Annotated in this window: 23 protein-coding genes; 16 read left to right on the forward strand and 7 right to left on the reverse strand. The window is 70.9% G+C overall.

From position 1 onward, the window contains the following. Positions 1-17: 17 nt before the first annotated feature. From DEJ48_RS23025 to DEJ48_RS23035, 3 genes are all read right to left on the reverse strand, one after another. On the reverse strand, positions 18-1,733 hold the full coding sequence (locus DEJ48_RS23025) for a penicillin-binding transpeptidase domain-containing protein (RefSeq protein ID WP_223832167.1): 1,716 nt from the start codon (positions 1,731-1,733) through the stop codon (positions 18-20). Positions 1,734-1,862: 129 nt separating this feature from the next. Next, positions 1,863-3,491, reverse strand: coding sequence for a penicillin-binding transpeptidase domain-containing protein (locus DEJ48_RS23030; RefSeq protein WP_150217978.1), 1,629 nt, complete (start codon positions 3,489-3,491; stop codon positions 1,863-1,865). Between the two features lie 156 nt (positions 3,492-3,647). Continuing rightward, entirely contained in the window at positions 3,648-5,387 is a 1,740-nt protein-coding gene (locus tag DEJ48_RS23035) for a dolichyl-phosphate-mannose--protein mannosyltransferase (protein WP_150217979.1), read from the reverse strand. Positions 5,388-5,482: 95 nt separating this feature from the next. Between DEJ48_RS23035 and rsmI the strand changes: the two genes are divergently transcribed. The 11 genes from rsmI (at position 5,483) to DEJ48_RS23090 (ending at position 19,051) form a co-directional block, all read left to right on the forward strand. Then, positions 5,483-6,346 carry a 16S rRNA (cytidine(1402)-2'-O)-methyltransferase gene (rsmI, locus tag DEJ48_RS23040; RefSeq protein WP_263399451.1) on the forward strand — a complete coding sequence of 288 codons (864 nt, stop codon included), beginning with the start codon at positions 5,483-5,485 and terminating at the stop codon, positions 6,344-6,346. Between the two features lie 207 nt (positions 6,347-6,553). Next, positions 6,554-6,991: a hypothetical protein gene (locus DEJ48_RS23045; RefSeq protein WP_150217981.1), complete on the forward strand. Its 438-nt coding sequence runs from the start codon at positions 6,554-6,556 to the stop codon at positions 6,989-6,991. Between the two features lie 52 nt (positions 6,992-7,043). Beyond that, positions 7,044-7,919: a TatD family hydrolase gene (locus DEJ48_RS23050; RefSeq protein WP_150217982.1), complete on the forward strand. Its 876-nt coding sequence runs from the start codon at positions 7,044-7,046 to the stop codon at positions 7,917-7,919. 134 nt (positions 7,920-8,053) lie between these two features. After that, a complete protein-coding gene (locus tag DEJ48_RS23055) occupies positions 8,054-9,448 on the forward strand; it encodes a resuscitation-promoting factor (protein ID WP_150217983.1) in 1,395 nt (464 codons plus the stop codon). Positions 9,449-9,504: 56 nt separating this feature from the next. Next, positions 9,505-10,371 carry a 16S rRNA (adenine(1518)-N(6)/adenine(1519)-N(6))-dimethyltransferase RsmA gene (rsmA, locus tag DEJ48_RS23060; protein ID WP_150217984.1) on the forward strand — a complete coding sequence of 289 codons (867 nt, stop codon included), beginning with the start codon at positions 9,505-9,507 and terminating at the stop codon, positions 10,369-10,371. Continuing rightward, positions 10,368-11,255, forward strand: a complete 888-nt coding sequence (locus DEJ48_RS23065; protein WP_150217985.1) for a 4-(cytidine 5'-diphospho)-2-C-methyl-D-erythritol kinase — start codon at positions 10,368-10,370, stop codon at positions 11,253-11,255. The genes rsmA and DEJ48_RS23065 overlap by 4 nt, the downstream gene beginning before the upstream one ends. Positions 11,256-11,473: 218 nt before the next feature. Continuing rightward, positions 11,474-12,292, forward strand: coding sequence for a DUF4328 domain-containing protein (locus DEJ48_RS23070; protein WP_190537539.1), 819 nt, complete (start codon positions 11,474-11,476; stop codon positions 12,290-12,292). Positions 12,293-12,367: 75 nt separating this feature from the next. After that, on the forward strand, positions 12,368-14,188 hold the full coding sequence (locus DEJ48_RS23075; protein WP_150217987.1) for an ABC-F family ATP-binding cassette domain-containing protein: 1,821 nt from the start codon (positions 12,368-12,370) through the stop codon (positions 14,186-14,188). 157 nt (positions 14,189-14,345) lie between these two features. Continuing rightward, positions 14,346-16,109, forward strand: coding sequence for a PQQ-binding-like beta-propeller repeat protein (locus DEJ48_RS23080; protein WP_150217988.1), 1,764 nt, complete (start codon positions 14,346-14,348; stop codon positions 16,107-16,109). 57 nt (positions 16,110-16,166) lie between these two features. Further along, complete coding sequence (locus DEJ48_RS23085; protein ID WP_150217989.1) at positions 16,167-18,086, forward strand: PQQ-binding-like beta-propeller repeat protein; 1,920 nt, start codon at positions 16,167-16,169, stop codon at positions 18,084-18,086. Positions 18,087-18,310: 224 nt separating this feature from the next. Further along, positions 18,311-19,051, forward strand: coding sequence for a helix-turn-helix transcriptional regulator (locus DEJ48_RS23090; RefSeq protein WP_223832168.1), 741 nt, complete (start codon positions 18,311-18,313; stop codon positions 19,049-19,051). Between the two features lie 33 nt (positions 19,052-19,084). Here DEJ48_RS23090 and DEJ48_RS23095 read toward each other — a convergent pair whose 3' ends face one another. Next, positions 19,085-19,381 (reverse strand): hypothetical protein, encoded by a 297-nt coding sequence (locus tag DEJ48_RS23095; protein ID WP_150217990.1) that lies wholly within the window; start codon positions 19,379-19,381, stop codon positions 19,085-19,087. Positions 19,382-19,402: 21 nt separating this feature from the next. Then, on the reverse strand, positions 19,403-21,091 hold the full coding sequence (locus DEJ48_RS23100) for a sodium:solute symporter family protein (RefSeq protein WP_150217991.1): 1,689 nt from the start codon (positions 21,089-21,091) through the stop codon (positions 19,403-19,405). Positions 21,092-21,259: 168 nt separating this feature from the next. Here DEJ48_RS23100 and galT point away from each other — a divergent pair, with 168 nt between their 5' ends. The 4 genes from galT to DEJ48_RS23120 all read left to right on the forward strand — a co-directional run bounded on the left by galT (position 21,260) and on the right by DEJ48_RS23120 (position 24,942). After that, the gene (gene galT / locus DEJ48_RS23105) at positions 21,260-22,321 is read left to right on the forward strand and encodes a galactose-1-phosphate uridylyltransferase (RefSeq protein WP_150217992.1); all 1,062 of its coding nucleotides are present in this window, start codon (positions 21,260-21,262) and stop codon (positions 22,319-22,321) included. Continuing rightward, on the forward strand, positions 22,318-23,271 hold the full coding sequence (gene galE, locus DEJ48_RS23110) for a UDP-glucose 4-epimerase GalE (RefSeq protein WP_150217993.1): 954 nt from the start codon (positions 22,318-22,320) through the stop codon (positions 23,269-23,271). Before galT ends, galE begins: the two co-directional genes overlap by 4 nt. Positions 23,272-23,299: 28 nt before the next feature. Then, positions 23,300-24,454: a galactokinase gene (galK, locus tag DEJ48_RS23115; RefSeq protein ID WP_150217994.1), complete on the forward strand. Its 1,155-nt coding sequence runs from the start codon at positions 23,300-23,302 to the stop codon at positions 24,452-24,454. 146 nt (positions 24,455-24,600) lie between these two features. Next, a complete protein-coding gene (locus DEJ48_RS23120; protein ID WP_150217995.1) occupies positions 24,601-24,942 on the forward strand; it encodes a DoxX family protein in 342 nt (113 codons plus the stop codon). A 20-nt stretch (positions 24,943-24,962) separates the two neighbouring features. Here DEJ48_RS23120 and DEJ48_RS23125 read toward each other — a convergent pair whose 3' ends face one another. Then, positions 24,963-25,418, reverse strand: coding sequence for a GNAT family N-acetyltransferase (locus DEJ48_RS23125; protein ID WP_150221335.1), 456 nt, complete (start codon positions 25,416-25,418; stop codon positions 24,963-24,965). Between the two features lie 264 nt (positions 25,419-25,682). Between DEJ48_RS23125 and DEJ48_RS23130 the strand changes: the two genes are divergently transcribed. Then, positions 25,683-26,459, forward strand: coding sequence for a LuxR C-terminal-related transcriptional regulator (locus DEJ48_RS23130; protein WP_150217996.1), 777 nt, complete (start codon positions 25,683-25,685; stop codon positions 26,457-26,459). Here DEJ48_RS23130 and tamR read toward each other — a convergent pair. Beyond that, the gene (gene tamR / locus DEJ48_RS23135) at positions 26,418-26,915 is read right to left on the reverse strand and encodes a MarR family transcriptional regulator TamR (RefSeq protein WP_150217997.1); all 498 of its coding nucleotides are present in this window, start codon (positions 26,913-26,915) and stop codon (positions 26,418-26,420) included. The two genes, DEJ48_RS23130 and tamR, sit on opposite strands and share 42 nt — an antisense overlap. Positions 26,916-26,987: the final 72 nt, after the last annotated feature.

The raw sequence follows: 26,987 nt of genomic DNA on the forward strand, positions 1-26,987 counted from the left end.
CCGTCCGGCAGCCCCCCTCAGCCCCCCGCCTGCAACATCGCCCGAACCACCGGCCCCGCCGAGTCCCCGCCGTGCCCGCCCTCCTGGACGACCGCCGCCGACGCCAGGTCGCCCCGGTACGCCGTGAACCAGCCGTTGGGCTTCTTCTGGCCGTCGACCTCCGCCGAACCCGTCTTCGCGCCCGTGTCGGAGCCGAGGCCCGACATCGGCTTGACCGCCGTGCCCGCGACCGCCGTGTAGTGCATCAGGTCACGCAGCGCCGCGGCCGTCGAACCCGACATCTTGCGCGTCGCCGTCGCCAGCTCGCGGTCGTCGATGTCGGGCGAGACCAGGTAGGGCTGCCTGAACGTGCCCGACTTCACGGTCGCCGAGACCGATGCCATGTTGAGCGGGTTCATGCGCACCCCGCCCTGGCCGATGAGCGAGGCCGCCATCTGGGCGTCGCTCTGCACCGGCACCGCCCCGTCGAAGGACGGGACGCCGATCGACCAGTTGTCGCGGCCGAGCCCGAAGACCTCCTGGGCCTGCCTGGTCAGGGAGTCGTTCTCCAGCTTCTTGGCCTGGCTGATGAAGGCCGTGTTGCAGGACCGCGCGAAGCTCGCCCGGAACGTGCCGCCCTTGATCTGGAACTTGTCGTCGTTCTGGAACTTCCAGCCGCCGTACGTCTCGTACTTGGGGCAGGGGTGCTTCTTGTCGACCCCGGCGAGCTTCTTCTCCAGGAGCAGCGACGAGCTGATGACCTTCATCGTGGAGCCGGGCGCGATCGAGCCCTGGAGCGCCGTGTTGAAGCCGGCGGGCTCGGAGTTGGCCGCGGCGAGGATCTCACCCGTGCTGGGTTTCACGACCACAACGGCCGCGCGCTTCCGCTTCGAGGTCTCGCGTTCGGCGGCCGACTGCAGCGAGCCGCTGAACGTCGTCTTCAGCGTTCCCGGCGTGCCGGGGGAGAGCGTGAGGAGCGTCTTGTCGGGTGTCGACTTCGCGTCGTCCCCCTTGCCCGCCCCGCCCTTCTCGGTCTCCGGCCTCTCCGCGCGGATCACCCGCAGTTCGACGCCGGCCTTGCCGCCCGCCTTCTTGCCGTACTTCTCGCGCAGCCCGTCGAGGACCGTGCCCAGCGACGGGTACTTCGCCGCCGTCAGCTCCGCCCCGTCCCGGTCGACCGCCTTGATCGGCGGGTCGCCGGCCTCACCCGTGACCAGCCGGTCGCCGTCCTTCAGCTCCGGGTGGACCACCGAGGGCTCCCAGCCGACCAGCGTCTTCCCGTCGCTCTTCCTGCGGACGACGGTGAGTTCGGACTCGTACGAGAGTGCCTTGCTCTTTCCCTCGTACGAGACCGTGGCCGCCGCCTTGAACGGCACGTCGGCGCCCGCACGCTTGCCGGGCGTCAGCCGGGGCTTCGTGAGGTGGGCGTCCTTGCGGTACGAGGTCAGGGCCTTCTTCGCCGCCGCCGGGTCGTCCGTCAGCGCGGCCGCCCGCGCCGTGTCGCCCCCGGCCCACGCGTCGAGGAACGCCCGCGCGGTGGAGCGGACTTCGGCGGGCTTCGGCGGACCCGACGCCACCGGCTTCTCGTCGACGGAGGCGCCGTCCTCGGAACCCTGGCCGCCCGACAGCGCGAACGCGGCGGCCCCCACGCCGCACACGACCACCGCCGCCGCACCGCCGAGCACACCCGGGTGCACTTTTCTGTTGCCCACGCCGACGCTCTTGCGCTCGACGGCGCGCCTCCGCTTGCCCACAAACCCTCCGCAGTTCCCCAGAACCCCCGGCCACAACTCCCGGCTCCTCACCGGAAGGCCACCTTAGAGGCGTACGGGAAAGCCCTTGACCAGTTCGTCGCCCGGCCGGGCGACGGACCCGCGCACCGATTACCCTGCGCCCAGCACCGCCGCCACGATCGGGCCCGCCGCGTCGCCGCCGTGCCCGCCCCGCTGGGCCAGCGCTGCGGCCGCGACATCGCCCCGGTATCCCGTGAACCAGCTGTCCGACACCTCCTGGCCGCCGATCTCGGCCGAACCGGTCTTCGCGCCGATGTCGCTGCCGAGTCCCGCCATGGCGCGTGCGCCGGTGCCGCTGACGGCCGTGCGGTTCATCATCTGACGCAGCTGCTGGGCGGTGGACGCGCGCAGGCCCTGGGCGGTGGCCAGTTGGCGGTCGTCGAGGGAGGCCGGCACGATCACGGGCTGCCGGAAGGTGCCCGTCTTCGCCGTCGCCGTGACCGACGCCATGTTCAGCGGGTTCATCGTGACCTCGCCCTGGCCGATGGCGTTCGCCGCGCGGTTGGGTCCGGGGGACTCGGGGACGGAGCCGTCGAACGACGGGATGCCGACCTGCCAGTCCTGGCCGAGGCCGAAGTTGTTCCGCGCCTCCTCGGTGAGCGACGCGTCGGATATGCCGTCCTCGTCGATGAGCTTCACGAACGCCGTGTTGCAGGAGCGCGCGAAGTCCTCCGAGAACGTCGCCGACTCGTTGGGCGTCATGCCCTTGAGGTTGTTGAACGTCTGGCTCTGCCAGGTCGCGGAGGGCGGGCACGGCGCCGTGCCGTTCGCCTTGGTCACGCCCTTGTCGATGAGCATCGCCGCCGAGACGATCTTCATCGTCGAGCCGGGCGGGACCTTGCCGAGGAACGCCGCGTTGAACCCGTCCGTGCGGTTGTTGGCGACCGCGAGGACCTCACCGGTGCTCGGCTTCACGGCGACCACGGACGACTCGTCGCTGCGCAGGACCGCCTGCTCCGCCGCCTTCTGCACGCTCGCGCTGAGCGTCGTGGGCAGCTTGCCCGGCTTGCCCGGCGCGAGGCTGACCAGGGAGCGGGTGCCCGCGTCCTCGTTCGCGTGCTGGACGTACAGCTCCACGCCCGGCTTGCCGCCCGCGCTCTCGCCGTACTTCTCGCGCAGCTGGTCCAGGATCGGGCCGAGCGAGGGGTAGTCCTTCTTGCGCAGGACGGTGCCCGCGCGGTCCACGGCCTGGATGGGCGGGGTGGCCGACTCGCCCGTCACGAGGGTGTCGCCCTTCTCCAGCGAAGGGTGGATGACGGCTTCCGACCAGTCGACGAGCGCGCGCCCGGTGGTCTTGCCGCGGACGACGGTGAGCTGGGAGTCGTACGTGAAGGGCTTGCTCTTCCCCTTGTACGACACCGTTGTCGAGACGGAGAACGGCACGCGGGCGCCGGACGCCTCCTTCGGGACGAGCTTCGCCTTGGTGAGGTGCGCGTCCTCGCGGAATCCGGTCAGTGCCCCCTCGGCCGCCGCGGAGTTGTTCGTGTACGCCGCGGCCTGCCCGGCGTCGCCCTTCGCCCAGGCCTCCAGGAACTTGCGGGCCGTCTCATGGACCTCGTCGTCCGACGGCGGTCCCGTCTTCACCTCGGCCGCCTCCGACCGCGGCGAATCGTCGCCCCCGCTCACGCCGCTCACCAAGTTGTACGCGCCGTACCCGGCGCCCCCCACCATCACGGCGAAGACCCCACCGACCAACGCGGTCTTTGCTCCTCTGCGCACGATGCGCCCCCTCCCCAGGAGTCCTCCCGGACATGTCCGGGAAGGTCATTCGCCCTGAACACTAAAGGGCCGTGAGGAACAGGGGTGAGGTACGAGGCTGTCGTTATCCGAAGGTGTCCAAGGTGTGTACTACACGGATGCCTGGCATCGGGGGCTTTACACCCACGTGTCCAGCCACATCCGCGACCGCCACGAATCGATCGGAATCGCGGTGCCCGTGTAGATCGGCCAGAAATAGATGAAGTTCCAGAGGATGAGCAGGACCAGGACGCCGGAGGCCGCCGCGCCCACGACCCGGCGCCGCTCGGTGGAGCCCGGCGGGCCGAGGATCGCGCCGATCGTCATCGCCACCGCGAGACACAGGAACGGCACGAAGACGACCGCGTAGAAGTAGAAGATCGTCCGCTCCTGGTAGAAGAACCAGGGCAGATAGCCCGCAAGGACGCCGCACAGGATCGCGCCCGCCCGCCAGTCGCGGCGGAACGCCCACCGCCACAGGACGTAGAGCAGCGCGAAGGCCGCCGCCCACCACAGCAGCGGCGTACCGAGGGCGAGGACCTCGCGGGCGCACTTCTCCGTGGTGTCCGAGGGGCAGCCGTCCTTGCCGGGCAGCGGCGACTCGTAGAAGTACGAGACGGGCCTGCCGTCGACGATCCAGCTCCACGGGTTGGACTGATAGGTGTGCGGCGAGGAGAGGCCCACGTGGAACTCGTACACCGCGTGCTCGTAGTGCCACAGGCTGCGCACCCAGTCCGGCAGCCACGTCCAGTCGCCGCCCTTGCCCGCCGTCGCCGCCCAGTTGCGGTAGTAGCCGCCGGTGCCGTCCGACGGAGACAGGATCCAGCCGAGCCAGGAGACCACGTACGTGGCCAGCGCCACCGGCACCGTCGACACGAACGCCGGGAGCACGTCCCGCCGCAGCACCGCGCGGTAGGGGCGCACCGCACCGGCCACCCGGCGCGCGCCCACGTCCCACAGGACGGTCATCAGGCAGAGGAAGACCATGACGTACAGGCCGTTCCACTTCGTGCCGAAGGCGAGGCCGAGGCAGAGCCCGGCCGCCCACCGCCACGGCCGCCACCCCAGGCGCAGCGTCCGCGCGACGTGCGCGTCGGGGCGCACCCGCCCGTCCTCGTCGGCCGGCAGGGCGGCCGCGAGCCGCGCCCGCGCCTTGTCCCTGTCGATCAGGAAGCAGCCGAACGCGGCGAGCACGAAGAACATCAGGACCTGGTCGAGCAGGGCCGTGCGGCTCATCACGAAGTGCAGGCCGTCCACCGCGAGCAGCGCGCCCGCCAGGCAGCCGAGGAACGTCGACCGGAAGAGCCGCCGCCCGATCCGGCACAGCATCAGCACCGACAGCGTGCCGAGCACCGCCGTCATGAAACGCCAGCCGAACGGGTCGAAGCCGAACAGCCACTCGCCGGCACCGATCACGTACTTGCCGACGGGCGGATGCACCACGTAGGCCGCGTCGTGCGGGATCGCGATGTCGCTGCCCTGCTTCAGGACGTCGCCGTTGACCTTCTCGGGCCAGTTGACCTCGAAACCGCGGTGGATGAGCGCCCAGGCGTCCTTCGCGTAGTACGTCTCGTCGAATATCACGGCCTTCGGATTGCCGAGGTTCCAGAAGCGGGTCACCCCGGCGACGAGCGTGATCAGCAGCGGTCCGGCCCAGCCGGACCACCGCGCCACCTGGTCCGCGGCCCTCTTCGACAGGCCGAGTGTCATCCACAGGCGGGGGCTCGGCTGTGCGTACGCGGGCACGAGGCGCGCCCGCACGTCCTCCCTCGGCCGCTCCACATGGCCGAATCTGCGCAGCCGCCGCTGCCACGGAGGCTGCTGCTCCTCGGCTGCCTGGCCCTCGCGGGTGTCCGGGGAAGACGCGGTACTGGTCACCGCGCCATCGTAGGGAACCAGACTGTGCGAGTCCCGTCCGTGGGCCCTGCGAGGATGGAACAGTGACAGGAAGCGCTGATTCCCCCGGAACCCTTGTGTTGGCAGGCACGCCCATCGGCGACGTCGCCGACGCGCCGCCGCGGCTCGCCGCCGAGCTGGAGTCGGCCGATGTCGTCGCCGCCGAGGACACGCGGCGCCTGCGCCGGCTCACCCAGGCGCTCGGCGTCCAGGTCGGCGGGCGGGTCGTCTCGTACTTCGAGGGCAACGAGACCGCGCGCACGCCCGAGCTGGTCGAGGCGCTGGTGGGCGGCGCGCGTGTGCTGCTCGTGACGGACGCGGGCATGCCGTCCGTCTCCGACCCCGGCTACCGGCTGGTCGCGGCCGCCGTGGAGCGGGAGGTGCGGGTGACGGCCGTGCCGGGCCCCTCGGCCGTGCTCACGGCGCTCGCCCTCTCCGGGCTGCCCGTCGACCGTTTCTGCTTCGAGGGCTTCCTGCCGCGCAAGGCGGGCGAGCGGCTCTCGCGCCTCAAGGAGGTCGCGGAGGACCGCAGGACGCTCGTCTACTTCGAGGCGCCGCACCGCATCGACGACACGCTCGCCGCGATGGCCGAGGCGTTCGGCGAGGAGCGCAGGGCCGCGGTCTGCCGCGAGCTGACCAAGACGTACGAAGAGGTCAAGCGCGGTTCGCTGAAGGAACTCGCCGAGTGGGCCGCCGACGGCGTACGGGGCGAGATCACGGTCGTCGTCGAGGGCGCGCCCGAGAAGAGCGCGGCCGAACTGGGCCCGGACGAGCTGGTGCGCAGGGTGCGGGTGCGCGAGGAGGCGGGCGAGCGACGCAAGGAGGCGATCGCCGCGGTGGCCGCTGAAGCGGGCCTTCCCAAACGGGAGGTGTTCGATGCCGTCGTGGCGGCAAAGAATGCGGATCGGGGCGGCCCATCGGCTGGCAAAGGACTATCGTGAAAAGCAAAGCGCGGGCCGCGCACCAGGCTCTTTTCGGGCCCCTTTCCTAAGGAAAGGCCAAAACGGCTCCAATGCTCGACAGGTCTGATGCGCTCGCTCCCGGAAAGGCGTCCACTGGTTGAAGGGACGCACCCGTCCCCACGCTTCCGGCCCGGGATGTTCCGGACACCGGCAGCGCTTGTCCCTCGGGCAAGAGGAGCAGCTGGCATGAGTGAGATCGCAGACACCGGCCACCCCACCACGGCGCTGAATGTCGTTCACGAGTCGTACGCCTTCGCCTGCATGCGGTGCGGGCACGGCTGGGAGCAGTCCTACGAGATAGAGCACCACGTGGACGCCACGGGTCAGGAGTTCGTGACGTATCTGGCGGACGGCGCGCGCGTGCCGTCGCCGCTGACCCGGCCCACGTGCCTGAACTGCGGCGGTCACGTCGTGCGGATCATGCGTGCCGGACAGGTGTCCTCCGTGCTCGACATGATGCGGCGCCAGCACGCTGGCGCGGCGAAGGGGGTCGGGAAGCCGGCCGGGCCGGTGGACGCGGTCGAGCCGGGCGCCGACGGGGCCGGGGAGGGTGACGGCGCGGGACGTCACCACTGGCACCTGTCCGACCTGCTGCACCCGTTCCAGCACCGCCGGGCGCACTAGCCGGGCCCGCGGGCCCCGTCCGGGTCGGCGTGCTTCTCCGTAGGATCGAGGCATGCCTTCGAAGAACGCCGACGTACCGCCGCCCCTGCCCGAACCGCTGCGGGTGGCGGTCGCCGACTCCCACACCCACCTCGACATGCAGTCGGGCACCGTGGAGGAAGGCCTCGCCAAGGCCGCGTCGGTCGGCGTCACGACGGTGGTCCAGGTGGGGTGCGACGTACGCGGTTCGCGGTGGGCGGCCGAGACCGCCGCCGCGCACGACAGCGTGCACGCCACCGTCGCCCTCCACCCCAACGAAGCGCCCCGGATCGTCCTGGGCGACCCCGACGGCTGGTCCCGGCAGGGCGCCAGGGAGCCCGGCGGCGACGCCGCCCTCGACGAGGCGCTCGGCGAGATCGACGCCCTCGCCGCCCTGCCGCACGTGCTCGGCGTCGGCGAGACCGGCCTCGACCACTTCCGCACGGGCCCCGAGGGCATGGCCGCCCAGGAGCGGTCGTTCCGCGCGCACATCGAGATCGCCAAGCGGCACGGCAAGGCGCTGGTCATCCACGATCGCGAGGCCCACGAGGACGTGCTACGCGTCCTGAAGGAGGAGGGCGCCCCCGAGCGCACCGTCTTCCACTGCTACTCCGGCGACGCCGACATGGCCCGGATCTGCGCCGAGCACGGCTACTTCATGTCCTTCGCGGGCAACGTCACCTTCAAGAACGCGCAGGGGCTGCGCGACGCGCTGGCCGTCGCCCCGCTCGATCTGGTCCTCGTGGAGACCGACGCGCCGTTCCTGACGCCCGCCCCGTACCGCGGACGGCCCAACGCCCCGTATCTCATTCCGGTCACGGTGCGCGCCATGGCCGAGATCCGCGGCATCGACGAGGACGCCATGGCCACGGCGGTCTCGGCGAACACGGCGCGCGCGTTTGCTTACTGACCGATAACGCCCCGAGCCCTTCACGGGGCCGGCTCAGGTCAACGCGGCGACACAGCGTAGCCGGGCTGCTTTGGAGAGTGACGAGAGCTCCGCTAGGTTCTGTCCGCCCCGGTACGGAACCCTGGAGCGTCATCGTGAGCAACTCGCAGTACGAGACGTACGAGACGACGTACGAACCGCAGTACGGCCCGCCGTCGTACGAGCCTGCCTACGCGGTGTGGCAGGAGACGTCGTACAGCTACCAGGTGGCGTACGAGGAGACGCTGGACAGCGTGCCGCTGGCTCCCGAGCCGGAGCGCGCGCCCGAGCCCGGCCCCGTGGTGCCCGCTCCCGGGCGGGCCGAGCTGCGGCGGGGCGGGCGCGGCAGGAAGTCCACGCGGGGCGCGGGCCACGAACGGTCCGGAGCCGAAACCGGGGCCAGGGCCGGGACCGGGGCCGGGGGACCCGACGCGATGCGGCGGCTGGTGCCGCAGGCCCTCGTCGTCGCGTTCCTCGCGGGCGGCACGTCCGCGTTCGTCGCCAACGACAAGGCCGTGCAGCTCATCGTCGACGGCAAGCCGCGCACCCTGCACACCTTCGCGGACGACGTCGGTGAACTCCTCGCAGACGAAGGCGTGGACGTCGGCGACCACGACATCGTCGCGCCCGCGTCCACCACGGCCCTGGCCAGCGGCGACGAGATCGCCGTCCGCTACGGCCGGCCCGTCCGCCTCACCCTCGACGGGGAGCGCCGCCGGGTGTGGACCACGGCGCGCACGGTGGACGGGGCGCTGCGGCAGCTCGGGGTGCGCGCGGAGGGCGCGCACCTGTCGGCGTCGCGCAGCAGCCGCATCGGCCGGGCGGGACTCGCCCTCGACGTCCGCACGGAACGCACCGTCACGATCATGGCGGACGGCCGGGAGCGGACGATCCGCACGAACGCGGCGACGGTGCGGGAGGCGGTCGCCGAGTCCGGGGTCACGCTGCGGGGCCAGGACACGACGTCGGTCGCTCCCGACAGCTTCCCGCGCGACGGGCAGACGGTGACGGTCATGCGCGTCACGGGCACGCGGGAGGTGCGGGAGGAGCAGATCCCGTTCGACGTGGAGAGGACCGAGGACCCGTCGCTCTTCCGCGGCACGGAGGTCGTGGCGCACGCGGGGCGGGCGGGACTCAGACGGGTCACGTACACGGTGCGCACGGTCAACGGCGTCAAGCAGAAGCCGAAGCGGGTCGGGTCCGAGGTGGTGCGGGAGCCGCAGCAGCGGGTGATCAAGGTCGGCACGAAGCAGATGCCGATGTCGGTCGCCGGGGCGGACGACCTCAACTGGAGTTCCCTGGCGCACTGCGAGTCGGGCGGGCGGCCCGGGGCGGTCGACCCGTCCGGCACGTACGGCGGCCTGTACCAGTTCGACACGCGGACCTGGCAGGGGCTCGGCGGCTCGGGCCGCCCCCAGGACGCCCCCGCGGGGGAACAGACGTTCCGGGCGAAGAAGCTCTACGTACAGCGAGGCGCCTCCCCCTGGCCCCACTGCGGCAGCAGGCTGTAGGGCGGGCGTGGCGGTCGCCGGGCGGGCAGTGCGGCCGCGCCCCGTAACCTGGTGCGGTGAGCACTGAGCAAGGCGCCCTCCTCGGCCCCGCCGACATCCGCGAGCTGGCCGCTGCCCTGGGCGTACGCCCGACCAAGCAGCGCGGCCAGAACTTCGTCATCGACGCCAACACCGTGCGGCGCATCGTCCGCACCGCGGAGGTCCGCCCGGACGACGTCGTCGTCGAGGTCGGCCCGGGCCTCGGGTCCCTGACCCTGGCCCTCCTGGAGACCGCCGCCCACGTCACGGCCGTGGAGATCGACGACGTGCTCGCCGAGGCGCTGCCGGCCACCGTCCGGGCCCGCCTCCCGGAGAAGATCGCCTCCTTCGGGCTCGTGCACAGCGACGCGATGCTCGTGGGCGAGCTGCCGGGCCCCGCGCCCACCGCCCTCGTCGCGAACCTCCCGTACAACGTGGCCGTCCCCGTCCTGCTCCACATGCTCGACACCTTCCCGACCATCGAGCGCACCCTGGTGATGGTGCAGGCCGAGGTCGCCGACCGGCTCGCCGCCGGGCCGGGCTCGCGGGTCTACGGCGTGCCGTCCGTGAAGGCCAACTGGTACGCGGAGGTGAAGCGCGCCGGATCCATCGGCCGCAACGTCTTCTGGCCCGCGCCCAACGTCGACTCCGGACTCGTGTCGCTGGTGCGCCGAGCCGAGCCGATCAAGACCACCGCGTCGAAGCGTGAGGTCTTCGCCGTCGTCGACGCCGCCTTCGCGCAGCGCAGGAAGACGCTGCGGGCCGCCCTCTCCGGATGGGCCGGGTCCGCCGCAGCCGCGGAGGCCGCGCTGGTCGCCGCCGGAGTCTCGCCCCAGGCACGCGGCGAGGCCCTCACCGTGGAGGAGTTCGCGCGGATCGCCGAGCACAAGGAGGCCGGCGCGTGAGCGTGACGGTACGGGTCCCCGCGAAGGTCAACGTCCAGCTGGCGGTGGGCCCCGCGCGCCCCGACGGCTTCCACGACCTCGCCAACGTCTTCCTCGCCGTCGGCCTCTACGACGAGGTCACCGTCACCGCCGCCGACGAGCTGCGGGTGACCTGCGAGGGCCCCGGCGCGGACCAAGTCCCCCTGGACCGGACCAACCTGGCCGCCCGCGCCGCGGAACTCCTTGCCGCGCGCCATGGCATCGCCCCCGACGTGCACCTGCACATCGCCAAGGACATCCCCGTCGCCGGCGGCATGGCGGGCGGCAGCGCCGACGCCGCGGGCGCGCTCGTGGCGTGCGACGCACTGTGGGGGACAGGGGCGAGCTACGGCGAACTGAACGACATCTGCGCCGAGTTGGGCAGCGACGTGCCGTTCAGCCTGGTGGGAGGCGCCGCGCTCGGCACCGGACGCGGCGAGAAGCTGGATCTGCTGGACGTCGGGGGCGCCTTCTTCTGGGTGTTCGCCGTCGCCGACGGCGGACTCTCCACGCCCGCCGTGTACCGCGAGTTCGACCGGCTCACCCCGGACGCGCCCGCCCCCGAGGCCTCGCCCGCCCTGATCGCCGCCCTGCGCGACGGCGACGTCGACGCCCTCGCCGCCACGGTCACCAACGACCTGCAGCCCGCGGCGCTCTCCCTCTTCCCCTCGCTGCGCGACACTCTCGCGGCGGGCACGACGGCGGGCGCGCTCGCCGCGCTGGTCTCCGGGTCGGGTCCGACGACGGCGTTTCTCGCGCGGGACCACGAATCCGCGGTGCGGGTGGCGGAGGCGCTGCGTGCGTCCGGTACGTGCCGTACGGCGAGGGTCGCGCAGTCGCCGGCGCCGGGCGCGACGCTGCTGTAGAACTCGGTTCTCCCGAGTTGTCCACAGGGTCGGGCGCGGTACGAGTGATCGCCGTAACCTGATTTCTCGAGGCCCCGGGGACGGAACGCAGCGGGTCGTACGGCTGCGTCGGGGGCGGAAGGAATCGGGGGACACGCATGTCGTACACATCGCCGGGTGCGTCGGACGCGCCTGACTCACCGGACGGGCCTCCGGTGAGTCCGCCGGACGCGCCTCCGGTGAACTTCACGAAGCCCGCCGCGCCCCCGCCCTTCCCGCCCGGACCGCCCCCACCCCCCTATCCCCGGTACTACGTGCCGATCCCGCCCCGGCCCGCCCCGGTCGCCGGACTCGGGACGGCGGCGATGGTGCTGTTCGGGGGCGTCTCGGCGCTCGCGTTGCTGCGCCTGATCGCGGACTTCGATCTGTACGACACCTTGGGGCGCTCCTGGTACGCGTTCCACCGGGACGACGACGTCGGGGGCTTCTGGGCCTTCGCCGTGCTGCTGCTCGGCATCGGATTCCTCGCGGCGATCCCCGTCTTTTTGACGTGGTTCAACCGGGTGCGGACGAACGCGGAGGTCTTCGCCCCGGGACGGCACCGCCAGTCGCCGGGGATGGCCATCGGCGCGTGGTTCATACCGTTCGCCAACTGGTGGATACCGAAGCAGATCACCGATGACATCGTCGCGGTCAGCGACCCGTCGGGCGGCGCGCGGCCGACCGCGTACGGTCACCCCTGGGCGTACGGTCATCCCGCGCCGTACACCAGGCCCGGGCAGGGCGCCGTCACCGCGTGGTGGGCGACCTGGGTCGCGTCCAGCGTGCTGAGCGCGCTCGGCTGGCTGATGCTCGTCGCGGCGGACGAGGGGGATCCGGGGGACGGTCGCGCGGCCCTGCTGATGTTCATGCTCTCGGACGCCGCGCTGATGGCCGCCGGCGTCTGCGGCATCGTGATGATCCGGACGATCACGACCATGCAGGACCTCCGGCTCGGCTTCACCCGCCTCGGAACGCACATGCCGCCACCGCCTCCCGCGGGCCCGCGGCACTGGTGACCGGTGCGCGGTCGAAGGGCCGCCCGCGCGGGCGACTACGCTTGAAGGTCGATCGTCCCCCCTGTCAGGAGTGAAATGGCCGTCAATCTGGTCAATGTCGAGGCAGTCAGCAAGGTGTACGGCACCCGTGCCCTGCTCGACGGCGTCTCACTCGGCGTGTCCGAGGGGGACAGGATCGGCGTCGTGGGACGCAACGGCGACGGGAAGACCACCCTGATCCGGATGCTCGCCAAGCTGGAGGAGGCGGACACCGGCCGCGTCACGCACAACGGCGGGCTGCGGCTCGGCGTCCTGACGCAGCACGACTCCCTCGACCCGGCCGCCACCGTCCGGCACGAGGTCATCGGTGACCTCGCCGACCACGAGTGGGCGGGCAGCGCCAAGATCAGGGACGTGCTGACCGGGCTGTTCGGCGGGCTCGACCTGCCCGGGTTCCCGCAGGGGCTCGACACCGTCATCGGCCCGCTCTCCGGCGGCGAGCGGCGACGCATCGCGCTGGCGAAACTGCTCATCGCCGAGCAGGACCTGATCGTGCTCGACGAGCCGACCAACCACCTCGACGTCGAGGGCATCTCCTGGCTGGCCCAGCACCTGCGGACGCGGCGCTCGGCGCTCGTGTGCGTGACGCACGACCGCTGGTTCCTGGACCAGGTGTGCACCCGCATGTGGGACGTGCAGAAGGGCTCCGTCTTCGAGTACGAGGGCGGCTACTCGGACTACGTGTTCGCGCGGGCGGAGCGTGAGCGCATCGCCGCGACCGAGGAGACCAAGCGGCAGAACCTGATGCGCAAGGAGCTGGCGTGGCTGCGGCGCGGCGCCCCGGCCCGCACCAGCAAGCCGAAGTTCCGCATCGAGGCGGCGAACGAACTGATCGCGGACGTGCCGCCGCCGCGGGACACCAGCGAGCTGATGAAGTTCGCGACGACGCGGCTCGGCAAGACCGTGTTCGACCTGGAGGACGTGTCCGTCCAGGCCGGGCCCAAGCTGCTCCTCAAGCACCTGACCTGGCAGCTCGGCCCCGGCGACCGCATCGGCCTGGTCGGGGTGAACGGCGCGGGCAAGACCTCGCTGCTGCGCGCCATGGCCGACGCCGCCCGCAGCGACGGCGACGTGCAGCCCGCGGACGGGAAGATCATCGTCGGCAGGACGGTGAAGCTGGCGTACCTGTCGCAGGAGGTCGCCGAGCTGAAGCCGACGCTGCGGGTCCTCGAAGCCGTGCAGCAGGTGCGCGAGCGCGTCGACCTCGGCAAGGGCCGCGAGATGACCGCGGGGCAGCTCTGCGAGACGTTCGGGTTCAACAAGGAGAAGCAGTGGACGCCGGTCGGCGACCTCTCCGGCGGCGAGCGGCGCAGGCTGCAGCTGCTGCGCCTGCTCATGGACGAGCCGAACGTCCTCTTCCTCGACGAGCCGACCAACGACCTCGACATCGAGACACTGACGCAGCTGGAGGACGTGCTCGACGGATGGCCCGGCTCCATGGTCGTGATCTCCCACGACCGGTTCTTCGTCGAGCGGACGACGGACAAGGTGTTCGCGCTTCTGGGTGACGCCACGATGCGGATGCTGCCGCGCGGCATCGACGAGTATCTGGAGCGCAGGCAGCGGATGGCGGCGGCCGCGACCCCGTCGGCTCCCGCGGCCGCGCCCGCCGCCGCGCAGGACGCGGGGACGAGGACTGTCTCCTCCGCGGAGGCCCGCGCCGCCAAGAAGGAGCTCCAGAAGATCGAGCGGCAGCTGGACAAGGTCTCCCAGAAGGAGGCCAAGCTCCACACCCAAATCGCCGATAACGCCACGGACTTCGAAAAGGTGGCCAAACTGGACGCCGAGCTCCGTGAACTGATCGGCGAGCGGGACGAGTTGGAAATGCGCTGGTTGGAGCTTGCGGAGGACGCGTAGAGCTGTCGTGGAGCTCGCGTAACGGACGCATTACAGGCCGGTCCTCCCTTGGGAACAGGGACAGGACCGGACCCGTGTGGTACTGGGGCAGGGTGATAGAAAGGCTGCCCTCAGCACCATTTGGCGTGCCGAAAAATCAGTGAAGGGGGGAGCGCTGATGACTCAGCCGCCCAACCAGCCGCCGTCCGGCGGTTTCGGAGCTCCGCAGCCACCTGGCCAGCCGCAACAGCCGCCCGGGCAGCCGCCGCAGGCACCGGGTCAGGCACCTGGCCAGCCGCCGCAGCCGGGCTACGGCTACCCGCAGCAGCCCGGTCCGTACGGTCAGCCGCCGCAACCGGGGCCGTACGGCCAGCCGCAGCAGCCCGGTCCCTACGGGCAGCCGCAGCAGCCGGGACCGTATGGAAATCAGCCACAGTACGGGTACCCGCAGGCGCAGCTGCCGACGCAGCCGCAGTTCGCGGGACCCGGCGCGCCCGGCACCCCGCCCGACGGCGGCAAGGGCAAGCGCAACAAGCTCGTCGTGATCGTCGCCGCCGCGGTGGCCGCGCTGCTCGTCGCGGGCGGTGTCACCTACGCCGTCGTGAGCGGTGACGACGGCGGCGGCAAGAAGAAGGACGAGGCGAAGAACAAGGATCCAAAGCCGACCGCCTCCGCCCCGGTCAACCCGGGCAACGGCAGCGGTGACGGCCACGAGGGCAAGGAAGACCTCAACGAGGGCCGCCAGGCGGGCGAGGCGAAGGTCCTCTGGTACAAGGAGGCGCCCAAGGTGCCCGGCTCCGGCGGCGACGCCCCGGGCATGTGGATCCAGGGCGACATCGTGGTCAAGGCCGCGTACAAGCAGCTCCTCGCGTACAACGTGAAGACCGGCAGGATCGCCTGGAAGGCCATCACCTTCCCGGAGAAGCTCTGCGCCGCGACCGAGACGGCGACCGACGACGGCAAGATCGTCGTCGCGTACAAGGACGGCTCGCAGAGCGGTGCCGAGTGCAACCAGATCCAGGTCATCGACCTGAAGACCGGTGACAAGGGCTGGGGCCACCCGGTCAAGAAGGAGGGCCTGTTCGACTCGTCCCTCTCCAGCAACCTGGTCCTCGTCGGCGACGTCCTGATGGTCGGCCGCGACCAGTCCGGCACGGCGCTGCGGATGAGCGACGGCAAGAAGCTCTACGTCGCGAAGAAGAAGGACGAGGGCACCTGCTTCCCCAACGGCTTCGCGGGCGGCAAGAAGCTCCTGATGGCCCTGTCCTGCGGCGCGAGCACGCCCACCGAGCACGACGAGCTCCAGCAGCTCGACCCGAAGACCGGGCGCGTGCTGTGGACCAAGAAGTTCCCCAAGGGCTGGCGGATCGGCAAGGTCTACTCGGCCAGTCCCACGGTCGTGTACCTCACCAATGAGGACAAGAAGAAGTGGAACGTCTCGGTGCTGAAGGAGAACAGCGACGAGACGCGCTCCGAGGTCGTCACCGACGACAACTTCGCGCCCGAGTGCGACACGGCGATCCTCAACCGCAAGCTGGACGGCTGCCTGGGCGTGGCGACGGACGACAAGTACCTCTACCTGCCGTCCGACCAGAAGAGCGGCGCCAACCAGGTCGTCGCGTTCAGTCTGGCCACCGGCAAGGAGGCCTGGCGCGTCAAGTCGCCGCTGGACGAAACGATGCTGCCGCTGAAGGTCGAGGGCGGCTCGCTGATCGCGTACGTCAAGCCGTCGTACGACTCCGGTGGCCGTGTCGTCTCCATCGCGACGTCCGGCTCGCACACGCCCAAGACCCTTCTGCAGCACCCGAAGGGCACCTCGCAGATCGAGAGCGGCTTCTACTCGAAGGACGTCGACTACGTGGACGGTCGCTTCTACATCTCGACGACCAACATCATGCGCACGACCGGCCAGGCGAAGCTGATGCTCGCCTACGGCGAGTGACGCGCTCCCACCCAGTCATCCGCTCGACCGCTCTCGTCCCCAAGGAATAGACCCGTCATGACCCAGCCGCCCCAGCCACCCCAGCAGCCCCCGAACCAGCCCCCGCAGGGCGGGTTCGGCGCCCCGCAGGACCCGCCGCCCGGAGGGTTCGGCAAGGCCCCCGAGCCGTCGTACGGCTACCCGCAGACGCCGCCGCCCCCGGCTCCGCCCGCGCCCCCCGGCCAGCCCCCGCAGGCCCCGCCGCCCGCGGCACCCCCGGCAGCACCTCCGGCACCCCCGGCGGGCCAGCCCAACTACGGCTACCCGCAGGCCCCGCAGGCCCCGCAGGCCCCGCAGGCCCCGCAGGCCCCGCAGGCCCCGCAGAGCTACGGTTACCCGACCCAGCCCGCGCAGCCCCAGTACCAGCAGGGCTACCCGACGCAGCCCGCGCAGCCGCAGTACCAGCAGGGCTACCAGCAGCCGCCCACCATGCCGATGCAGCCGCAGCCCGGCGACTCCGGCTCCGGCGGTGGCGGCAAGAAGATCAGCAGCCAGATGACGATCATCATCGCGGCGGTCGCCGCGATCGCGCTGATCGTCGGCGGCGGTGTCTACTACGCCTCGACGAAGGACGACGACTCCAAGAACACCGCGCAGGAGTCGGGCGGCAAGGACGGCAAGGGCGGCAAGGGCGAGAAGGGCGGCGAGAAGGGCGGCGGTGCGCTGCCCGACCAGGGGCCGGCCAAGGAGAAGGCTCCGGGCGATCCCGCGGCCAAGGTGGCCATGCAGCTGCCGCAGCCCGCGATCCCCAAGGACCAGATCTGGAACGCCACCGGGTCCGTCCTGACCGACGACACCTACGTCAAGGCGGGCATCAACGAGCTGAACGGCTACGACCCGGACACCGGCAAGGAGAAGTGGTCGATTCCCCTCTCCGGCATGATGTGCGCGATGTCGCCCGAGGTCACCAAGGACGGCATCGCCGCGGTCGTCACCGAAGAGGCCAAGCGGAACAAGGGGGGCGACTACGAGCAGTGCACCAACGTCTCGGCGGTCGACCTCAAGTCCGGCAAGAAGCTCTGGACCGAGAGCGCCGAGACCAACGGCGTGAAGGCGACGTTCAAGGAAGTCACCATCTCGGGCACCACGATCGCCGCGGGCTCGGGCACCTCCAGCGGCGGCGCCGCCTGGGACGTCAAGGGCGAGTCCCTGTGGAAGCCGAAGGTCGGCAAGTGCAAGGACGTCGGGTACGCGGGCGGTGACCAGCTCGTCGCGATCCGCGAGTGCGGCACGTACGGCGACGAGACGCTGAAGGTCCAGCTCCTCGACCCGAAGACCGGCGACGACAAGTGGACGTACCCGATCGCCCCCGGCATCGACAACGCCAAGATCATCTCCACGAACCCGGTCGTCTTCGGCCAGGACACCACGAAGATCACGGCCTCCGGCGTCACGGACGTCTTCTCGCTCGGCAGCAACGGCAAGCTGCGCGCGAAGATCTCGCTGCCGGACGGGAAGTACGAGCACGACTGCGGCGTGAACATGGTCAACGACTGCAAGGCGATCGCGGTCGGCAACGACCGGCTGTACGTTCCGACGCGCCAGCACGACGGCAGCGGCGAGAGCTACAACCGCACCAACGAGATCGTGTCCTTCTCGCTGGCCACCGGCAAGCCGACCAGTGACCGCGCGGTCGCCGGCGACAACGGCGAGATCTTCCCGATCCGCATGGACGGCGGCAACGTCCTCGCGTACAAGGCCCACAGCTACAAGCAGGGCGCGCAGGTCGTCTCGCTCGACGGCAAGACGATGAAGGAGACCAAGCTCCTGGAGACCCCGGGCTCCGAGTCGGTCACCGAGGCGATCAGCGGCATGGTCCCGAAGTCCAACGAACTCCTCTATGCCGACGGGCACCTGTTCCTCGGCAAGAAGCTGCTGAGCAAGCCCTACTCGAAGGACGACAAGGAGTACGTGGCGCTCGGCTTCGTCGCGAAGTAGTCGAACAGCCACGGCGTCACGGACGGCGGCGGGCGCCCCCACGCACCACGGGGGGCGCCCGCCGCCGTATCCGTACCACCCGGGTCTCCCCAACGCCCCCCGAATGGCATGGATTTCGGCATTCCGGGCCGCTTCTGGCCGGTAGGGGGCGCGTAACGTCGAACAAGCGTGTAGCTTCCGGGGGATGAAGGGTCGGGGGGCCCGCGGGGAACTGGGGGGTTGCTATGGGTGTGCGGCTCATGGTGGTCGACGATCACCGACTGCTCGCCGAGGCCCTCGCCTCGGCGCTGAAACTGCGCGGGCACCGTGTGCTCGCCGCCGCCGCGCCCGCGGCGGGCGCCGCGGAACTGGTCATCAGCAGGGCCCCGGAGGTCTGCCTCCTGGGGACGGCGACACCGGCCGAACCGGGCATGTTCGACCCGGTCGTGAAGATCAAGCGGGAGCGTCCGCAGGTGGCGGTCGTGGTGCTCGGCCCGGTGCCGAGCCCGCGGGGGATCGCCGCAGCCTTCGCCTCCGGCGCCTCCGGTTACGTACGCCATGACGAGCGCATCGAAGGAGTGGAGCGCGCCATCATGAAGGCGCGCGCCGGGGAGGCCGCCGTCGCACCCCAGTTGCTGCAGGGCGCCTTCAGCGAACTGCTCAATCCGGCCGCGCAGCCCGACGACGAGGGGCAGCGGCTGCTGCAGATGCTCACGCCCCGCGAGGTCGAGGTCCTGGTGCGGGTCGCCGACGGCGAGGACACCCGGCTGATCGCCGCGGGCATGGGGATAGCCCCGAGCACCGCGCGCACGCACGTGCAGCGGGTCCTGATGAAGCTGGGCGTCGGATCACGGTTGGAGGCCGCCGCGCTCGCGGCGCGGACGGGTCTTCTGGAGCGCGCCGAGCGCCCCGCGTCGGCGTACGCGCACCATGCGGGCGCCGCGGAGGGCGCGGACATGACGACGGGGCCCGAGCCACCGCGGTGAGCTCGGGCCCCGTCGGCGTGCGGGAGCGGGGGGTCAGTCGTCCGCCGGTTCCCCGGCGGGTGCGGCCGTCGGGCGCAGCCAGAGCCAGCCCAGGAAGAAGAGCCCGAGGGCGAGCATGCCGAGGCCCGTCCACAGGTTGATGTTGATGTCCTCGGCCTTCTTCAGGTCGGCGTCGGACGCGGTGATCCCGGCGATCGTCACGATGATTCCGTAGACGACGAACAGGCCGCCGATGATGCGCCGGATGTCGAAGAGGCGCGCGGCTGTCGCGGACTTGCGCTCCAGCTCGGAGACTTCGTTGTGCAGGTCGGAGTTGTGCTGGTCGGACATGTCTTCGGTCCTCCGATCGGTCTAGAGCGAGTACGGCAGGTAGCAGGCCGCGGCGAGCACGATGGCGCCCCAGCCGAGCAGGGCCGGCCTGCGGTACCACGCGTCGTCGCCCTCCTCCGCGCCCTCGTCCTCCAGGCCGGGCGAGGCCGTCCCGTAGACCAGTCCCGCGAGTTCGGCCTCCGGCTTGGGCGCGGTGAAGAGCGTGACGACGACCATGACGACGGCACCGGCGACGAAGCCGACGATCGCCGAGACGAAGTTCGCGCCCTGGTCGGTCGGGATGTCGATGACGCCCTGCTTGTAGATCCAGAAGTAGTTGACCATCGCGGCGCCGGTGCCCGCGACGAGGCCCCACACGCCGGACTTCATCGAGGCCCGCTTCCAGAACATGCCGATGATGAAGACGACGAACATCGGGACGTTGAAGAAGGAGAAGAGGGTCTGCAGGTACCCCATGATGTTCGAGAACGACGATGCGATGAACGCCGTGCCGATCGAGGCGAGCACGCCGATCGCGGTGATCAGACGGCCGAACTTCAAGTAGTAGCCGTCCTCCCGGTCCTTGATCACGTACTTCGCCCAGATGTCGTACGTGAACACGGTGTTGAAGGACGAGACGTTCGCCGCCATGCCCGCCATGAACGCGGCGAGCAGACCGGTGACCGCGATGCCGAGGACGCCGTTGGGCAGCAGCTCCTGCATCAGATACGGGATCGCGTCGTTGTACGTCAGGTCGGAGCCCGCCGTGCCGATCTTCGGGACGAGGACGGCGGCGACCAGGCCCGGGATCATCACCAGGAAGACGATGAATATCTTCGGGAAGGCGGCGATCAGCGGGGTGCGCTGGGCGGCGCTGAGGTTCTTCGCGGAGAGGGCGCGCTGGACCTCGGCGAAGTTGGTCGTCCAGTAGCCGAAGGAGAGCACGAAGCCGAGGCCGAGGATGATCGTGAGCCAGTTGGCGCCGAGCGGGTTGGCGTCACCGATGCCGGTGCCGCCCCAGGCGGTCATGAAGTTCTCGCCGTGCTGCTTCTCGATGGATCCGGTGAGTCCGTCCCAGCCGCCGACCTTCTTCAGGCCGATGACGCAGATCGGGATCAGCGCGGCGAGGATCACGAAGAACTGCAGGACCTCGTTGTAGATCGCCGAGGAGAGACCGCCGATCGTGATGTACGCGAGGACGAAGAGGCCCGCGACGACGATCGCCACCCACTGCGGCCAGCCGAGGAGCGCCTCGACGACGATCGAGAGGGCGTAGAGGTTCACGCCCGCGATGAGGATCGCCGCGAAGGCGAAGAGCGCCGAGCTGAGCAGGTGCGCCGACTTGTCGAAGCGCTGGAGCAGGAACTCGGGGACGGACCGGACCTTGCTGCGGTAGTAGAACGGCATCATGACCAGGCCGAGGAAGACCATGGCGGGGATGGCGCCGATCCAGTACCAGTGGACGACCGCGACGCCGTACTGCGCGCCGGTGGCGGCCATGCCCAGGATCTCGGTGGCGCCCAGGTTCGCGGCGACGAAGGCGAGACCGGTGACCCACGCGGGCAGTGAGCGGCCCGAGAGGAAGAAGTCGAGACTGGTCTTCACGGAGCGCCGGGCGGCGAAGCCGATGCCGAGGACCACGGCGAAGTAGATCGCCAGGATCGCGTAGTCGAGGCCGTTGGTGGGCAGCCGAAGCCCCTCGGCCAGGGTTGTCGTGGTGGGGGACTGCATGTGAACTCGCTTCGTTGCGCGAACGGATCAGTCGGGAACCTACGCCTAGAACTTCAATAACTGAACACTTCTGTTGGTGTTCTTTGTTTGATTGTGATCGTTGACGTCGCTGTTGGCTTGTGGTTTGTTATGTTCGGTTCTGTTGGTGGGTGATGAGGAGCCCCGGACGTGAAGAAGACCTCGACCCGTCTCGCCGACGGTCGTGAGCTCGTCTACTACGACGTACGCGACGACACCGTGCGCGATGCCGTCGACCGGCGCCCGCTCGCGCCCGTCGCCACCACGTCGGAGGTCCGCGAGGACCCCCTTCTGGGTGACTCCGTGGCCATCGCCTCGCACCGCCAGGGCCGCACCTACCACCCGCCGGCCGACGAGTGCCCCCTCTGCCCGTCCGCCGGGGACCGGCTCAGCGAGATCCCCGATGCGTCGTACGACGTCGTGGTCTTCGAGAACCGCTTCCCCTCGCTCGCGGGCGACGCCGGCCGCTGCGAGGTCGTCTGCTTCACCTCCGACCACGCCTCGTCCTTCGCGGACCTCACCCCCGGGCAGGCCGCGCTCGTCCTGGAGGCCTGGACCGACCGGACCGCCGAGCTCTCCCACCTGCCCTCCGTCGAGCAGGTCTTCTGCTTCGAGAACCGCGGCGCCGAGATCGGTGTGACCCTCGGCCATCCGCACGGGCAGATCTACGCGTACCCCTTCGTCACCCCGCGCACGAATCTGATGCTGCGCTCGCTCGCCGCGTTCAAGGAGTCGTCCGGCGGCGGCAACCTCTTCGACGACGTCGTCGCCAGGGAGAGCGCGGGGGAGCGGATCGTCCTGGAGGGCGAGCACTGGATCGCGTTCGTGCCGTACGCGGCACACTGGCCCTACGAGGTGCACCTCTACCCCAAGCGCCGGGTGCCCGACCTGCTCGCGCTCGACGACGCGGCACGCACAGAGTTCCCACAGATCTATCTGGAACTCTTGAGGCGCTTCGACCGGATCTTCGGCGCGGCGGAGAACCCCACCCCCTACATCGCCGCCTGGCACCAGGCACCCTTCGGACCGCTGGAGGGACATGACGGGATCAACCGGGACGACTTCGCCCTCCATCTCGAACTTTTCACGATTCGCCGCACTTCGGGCAAGCTGAAGTTCCTCGCGGGTTCCGAATCCGGTATGAGCGTGTTCATCAACGACGTGCCGCCGGAAGCCGCGGCCCAGCGACTGCGAGAGGTAGCGAGTTCATGAGCGGTAAGTACCTGGTCACCGGTGGTGCGGGCTACGTCGGAAGTGTGGTGGCCCAGCATCTGCTCGAGGCCGGGCACGAGGTGACCGTCCTCGACAACCTCTCGACCGGCTTCCGCGAAGGCGTCCCCGCGGGCGCCTCGTTCATCGAGGGCGACATCCGCGATGCCGCCAAGTGGCTGGACTCCTCCTACGACGCCGTGCTGCACTTCGCCGCCTTCTCACAGGTCGGCGAGTCCGTGGTCAAGCCCGAGAAGTACTGGGACAACAACGTCGGCGGCACCATGGCGCTGCTCGCCGCGATGCGCGACGCCGACGTGCGCAGGCTCGTCTTCTCCTCGACGGCCGCGACGTACGGCGAGCCCGTGAACACCCCCATCACGGAGACCGACCCCACCGCCCCCACCTCGCCCTACGGCGCCTCCAAGCTCGCCGTCGACCACATGATCACCGGCGAGGCGGCCGCGCACGGCCTGGCCGCCGTCTCCCTGCGCTACTTCAACGTCGCGGGCGCGTACGGCGACTGCGGCGAGCGCCACGACCCCGAGTCGCACCTCATCCCGCTCGTCCTCCAGGTCGCGCAGGGCAGGCGCGAGGCGATCAGCGTCTTCGGCGACGACTACCCGACCCCCGACGGGACCTGCGTCCGCGACTACATCCACGTCGCCGACCTCGCCGAGGCCCACCTCCTCGCCGTCGAGGCCGCCACCCCCGGCGAGCACCTCATCTGCAACCTCGGCAACGGCAACGGCTTCTCCGTGCGCGAGGTCATCGAGACCGTCCGCCAGGTCACCGGCCACCCGATCCCCGAGGTCATGGCCCCGCGCCGCGGCGGCGACCCGGCGGTCCTCGTCGCGTCCGCGGCCACCGCGCGGGAGCGGCTCGGCTGGAATCCGTCCCGCGCGGACCTCGCGGGCATCGTCGCCGACGCATGGGCCTTCGCCCAGCGCTGACCCGGAACAAGGGGTAGAGGGGTAACTGATGGACGTAGCGGGGAAGTTCGCCGAGCTGTACGGGTACGAGCCGGAGGGCGTCTGGTCGGCACCGGGCCGGGTCAACCTCATCGGCGAGTACACGGACTTCAACGAGGGCTTCGTGATGCCGCTCGCGCTGCCGCACACCGCGGTGGCGGCGGTGGCGCGCCGCACCGACGGTGTCCTGCGGCTGCACTCCGCGGACATCGACGCCCCCGTCGCCGAACTCCGCGTCGACGACCTGAAGCCCCTGTCGAAGTACGGGCAGGGCGGCTGGGCCGCCTACCCCGCCGGAGTGGTGTGGGCGCTGCGGGACGCGGGACACGAGGTCTCCGGCGGCGCCGACATCCATCTCTCCTCGACCGTGCCGACCGGGGCGGGCCTGTCCTCGTCGGCCGCCCTGGAGGTCGTCACGGCGCTCGCCCTGAACGACCTGTACGGACTCGGCCTCGACCGGCCGCGCCTCGCGGTCCTCGCCCAGCGCGCCGAGAACGCCTTCGTCGGCGTGCCGTGCGGCGTGATGGACCAGATGGCCTCCGCGTGCGCCACCGAAGGCCACGCCCTGCACCTGGACTGCCGCGACCTGGCGATACGGCAGGTCCCCTTCGACCTCGCCGCGCACGGCCTGCGGCTGCTCGTCGTCGACACCCGCGTCAAGCACGAGCTGGGCGACGGGGCGTACGCGGAACGGCGGGCCGGCTGCGAGGAGGGCGCGCGCATCCTCGGCGTCTCGCACCTGCGGGACGTCGCGTACGACGAACTCCCCGCTGCGCTGGCGAAGTTGACGGACGAAAAGATCCGCCGCTACGTCCGCCACATCGTCTCGGACAACCACCGCGTCGAGCGCGTCATCAGCCTCCTCGACTCCGGGGACGTCCGCGCGGCCGGCCCCGTCCTCACCGAGGGCCACGCCTCGCTCCGCGACGACCTGCGCATCTCCTGCCCCGAGCTGGACCTCGTCGTGACCTCCGCGAACGCGGCGGGCGCGCTCGGCGCCCGGATGACCGGCGGCGGCTTCGGCGGCTCGGCGGTCGTCCTGGTGGAGTCGGCGGACGAGGACACGGTGACGAAGTCGGTCCTCGAGTCGTTCTCCGCGGCGGGCTTCACGGCGCCGCGCGTCTTCCCCGCACAGGCGGCGGCGGGGGCGCGGCGCGAGGCCTGAGCGCCCGGCGGAGCCGCCCGGAAAAACTTCTCGGAAAAAGGTGCCGCGGACCGGTCACACTCCCCGGGCCGGTCCCGTCATGGCAGTGCAACACGGTGCACGGCTACGAAGCAGTGCACGGTCACCGCCTGATGAGGAGCACCGACATGTCCACGAGCCTCGTTGTCGTCACGCTGATCGCCGCCGCCATGGTGGCCTTCTCCGCCGTCTCCGTCTTCCTGCGCGCCGAGTGGGTCGTGAAGCCCATCGCCGACTACGGCATCCCCATGGCATGGCTGCCGTGGCTGGGCACCGCCAAGGCCGCGGGCGCGCTGGGTCTGGTCGCGGGCCTGTTCGTGCCCGTCGTCGGGGCCGCGGCGGGCATCGCCCTGGTGCTGTACTTCGCCGGGGCCGTCGTCGCCGTGGTGCGGGCGCGCTGGTACACGCACATCCCGTTCCCGCTGATGTACGCGGCGCCGGTGATCGGCGCCCTGGCCCTGGCCGCCTGAGGCGGGGCGCCCCGCCCTCCTCAGCCGAGCCGCTTGGTGAGCGTGAACTCCTTGACGCCCTCGGGGTAGTCGGGGATCACGCTCACCAGCTCGTATCCCTGGTTCCGGTAGAACCCAGGCGCCTGGAAGTCCCACGTCTCCACACGGGAGTTGACGCACCCCCGCTCCTCCCGGGCCACCCGCTCCGCCTCGGCGAGCAGGCGCGAGCCGAGCCCCGCCCCGCGGTGCAGGTCGTCGACCCAGAGATGATTCACGTGCAGCCAGCGGGCCCACGTGTGCGCCGCCAGGCCCGCCGCGAGGCCGCCCCGCCCGTCCAGCGCCCATACGGCAAGCGGGACTTCCTGGTCCTCGCGCGTCCCGCGCAGGGCTCTGAGCTCAGGTGACGCCGCCGTGTTCGTCTCGCTCAGCCGCGAGCGAAGCAGACCGAGCCGCTCCTTGTCGACTCCCGTCTCAATACGAAACATAAGGCTCACCATAAACGCGCTGGCCAACCAGTTCTGCAAATCACCTTCCGCTCCGGGCGTCCGGCCCTACTCTGAAGGGCAGTGCCGGTGGGGGCCGGCACTGATCAGGGGGCGAGACAGTCGGGTGCGGCGCCCGGCGTGGGGGTGGCGGTGACAGCGCGGCGGCGGCCGTGCGGCCGCGTCGGCCTCCGCTCCGTGCGCCGTGCCCGCACCAGGCGTTCTCCGATGATGGGGTATCCCCCGCTTCCGGCAGGGAGCGTGGGGAAGGGGGTTTCTGTGGTTCGCATTCGAGTCCTGGTCGTCGACGACCACCGCATCTTCGCCGAGTCACTGGCCGCCGCGCTGGCGGCCGAGCCGGACGTCGACGTGTCCGCGGCCGGCAGCGGCCCCGCCGCGCTGCGCTGCCTGGAGCGGGCGGTCACCGAAGGCCGCAGATACGACGTGCTGCTCGTCGACGCCGACCTCGGCAGCACGGCGAGCGCGCTGCAGGGCACCAGGCCCGCCGTGCCCGTGCAGGACGGCAACGCCGACGGGCTCGTCGACGGCATCTCACTGGTGGCGGGCGTCCGTTCGGGTCAGCCCGCCGTGCGCACCGTCGTGCTCGCCGAGAAGGACGACCCGCGCCGCGCGGCCCTCGCTCTGCAGGCGGGCGCGTCGGGCTGGGTCGCCAAGGACTGCTCGCTGTCCCGTCTCCTGACGGTGATACGCGGCGTGCTCCGGGACGAGACGCACCTGCCGCCCGCCCTGCTCACCGGCGTCCTGCGCGAGCTGACGGCGGCCCGCAAGCACCGCACCGAGTCCGAGCGGCTCGTGGAGTCGCTGACCCCGCGCGAGCGGGAGGTGCTGCGCTGCATGGTGGCGGGGCTCGGCCGCAAGGCGGTCGCCGAGCGGCTCTTCCTCTCCCCGCACACGGTGCGGACGCACATGCAGAACGTGCTGGGGAAGCTGGGCGTCCACTCCACCCTCGCCGCCGTGGCGCTCGCCCGGCGCGCGGGCGTCGGACCTGCCGACCTAGCCGGGGATGTTGTCGAACGGGGCGGTCAACTGGCGTAGCAGCGCGGCCAGTTCGGCGCGCTGGGCGCGGGAGAGCTCCACGAGGATCGCCCGCTCCTGTTCGAGCAGTCCGGCGAGGGCCTGGTCCGCGCGGTCCCGGCCCTCGGCGGTGAGGCGCACGAGGACGCCGCGCCGGTCGCTGGGGTCCGGCAGACGCTCGACGAGGCCCTTCTTCGCGAGGCGGTCGATGCGGTTCGTCATGGTGCCCGAGGTCACCAGGGTCTGGGTGAGCAGCTGCCCGGGGGAGAGCTGGTAGGGCGCGCCCGCGCGCCGCAGCGACGTCAGGACGTCGAATTCCCACGGCTCCAGGTTGTGCTCCGAGAAGGCGAGTCTGCGGGCGCGGTCCAGGTGCCGCGCGAGCCTGCTCACGCGGCTGAGCACCTCGAGTGGTTCCACGTCGAGGTCAGGGCGCTCCCGGCGCCACGCAGCGACCAGCCGATCGACCTCGTCCTCCATGACGATCAGTGTAGGGGGTCTGTCGACGTGAAGTCTCTTGACATCAAGATACCTGGGGTTCAGGCTGGCGCC

It is taken from the genome of Streptomyces venezuelae, assembly GCF_008642315.1.
GTDB lineage: Bacteria > Actinomycetota > Actinomycetes > Streptomycetales > Streptomycetaceae > Streptomyces > Streptomyces venezuelae_D.

Coding starts and splice junctions, on each gene's coding strand:
- DEJ48_RS23045 (WP_150217981.1), top strand. CDS start 6,554: ATGAGTGAGATCGCAGACACCGGCCACCCCACCACGGCGCTGAATGTC.
- DEJ48_RS23050 (WP_150217982.1), top strand. CDS start 7,044: ATGCCTTCGAAGAACGCCGACGTACCGCCGCCCCTGCCCGAACCGCTG.
- DEJ48_RS23075 (WP_150217987.1), top strand. CDS start 12,368: ATGGCCGTCAATCTGGTCAATGTCGAGGCAGTCAGCAAGGTGTACGGC.
- DEJ48_RS23080 (WP_150217988.1), top strand. CDS start 14,346: ATGACTCAGCCGCCCAACCAGCCGCCGTCCGGCGGTTTCGGAGCTCCG.
- DEJ48_RS23085 (WP_150217989.1), top strand. CDS start 16,167: ATGACCCAGCCGCCCCAGCCACCCCAGCAGCCCCCGAACCAGCCCCCG.
- DEJ48_RS23090 (WP_223832168.1), top strand. CDS start 18,311: ATGGGTGTGCGGCTCATGGTGGTCGACGATCACCGACTGCTCGCCGAG.
- DEJ48_RS23095 (WP_150217990.1), bottom strand. CDS start 19,381: ATGTCCGACCAGCACAACTCCGACCTGCACAACGAAGTCTCCGAGCTG.
- DEJ48_RS23100 (WP_150217991.1), bottom strand. CDS start 21,091: ATGCAGTCCCCCACCACGACAACCCTGGCCGAGGGGCTTCGGCTGCCC.
- galE (WP_150217993.1), top strand. CDS start 22,318: ATGAGCGGTAAGTACCTGGTCACCGGTGGTGCGGGCTACGTCGGAAGT.
- galK (WP_150217994.1), top strand. CDS start 23,300: ATGGACGTAGCGGGGAAGTTCGCCGAGCTGTACGGGTACGAGCCGGAG.
- DEJ48_RS23120 (WP_150217995.1), top strand. CDS start 24,601: ATGTCCACGAGCCTCGTTGTCGTCACGCTGATCGCCGCCGCCATGGTG.
- DEJ48_RS23125 (WP_150221335.1), bottom strand. CDS start 25,418: ATGGTGAGCCTTATGTTTCGTATTGAGACGGGAGTCGACAAGGAGCGG.
- tamR (WP_150217997.1), bottom strand. CDS start 26,915: ATGGAGGACGAGGTCGATCGGCTGGTCGCTGCGTGGCGCCGGGAGCGC.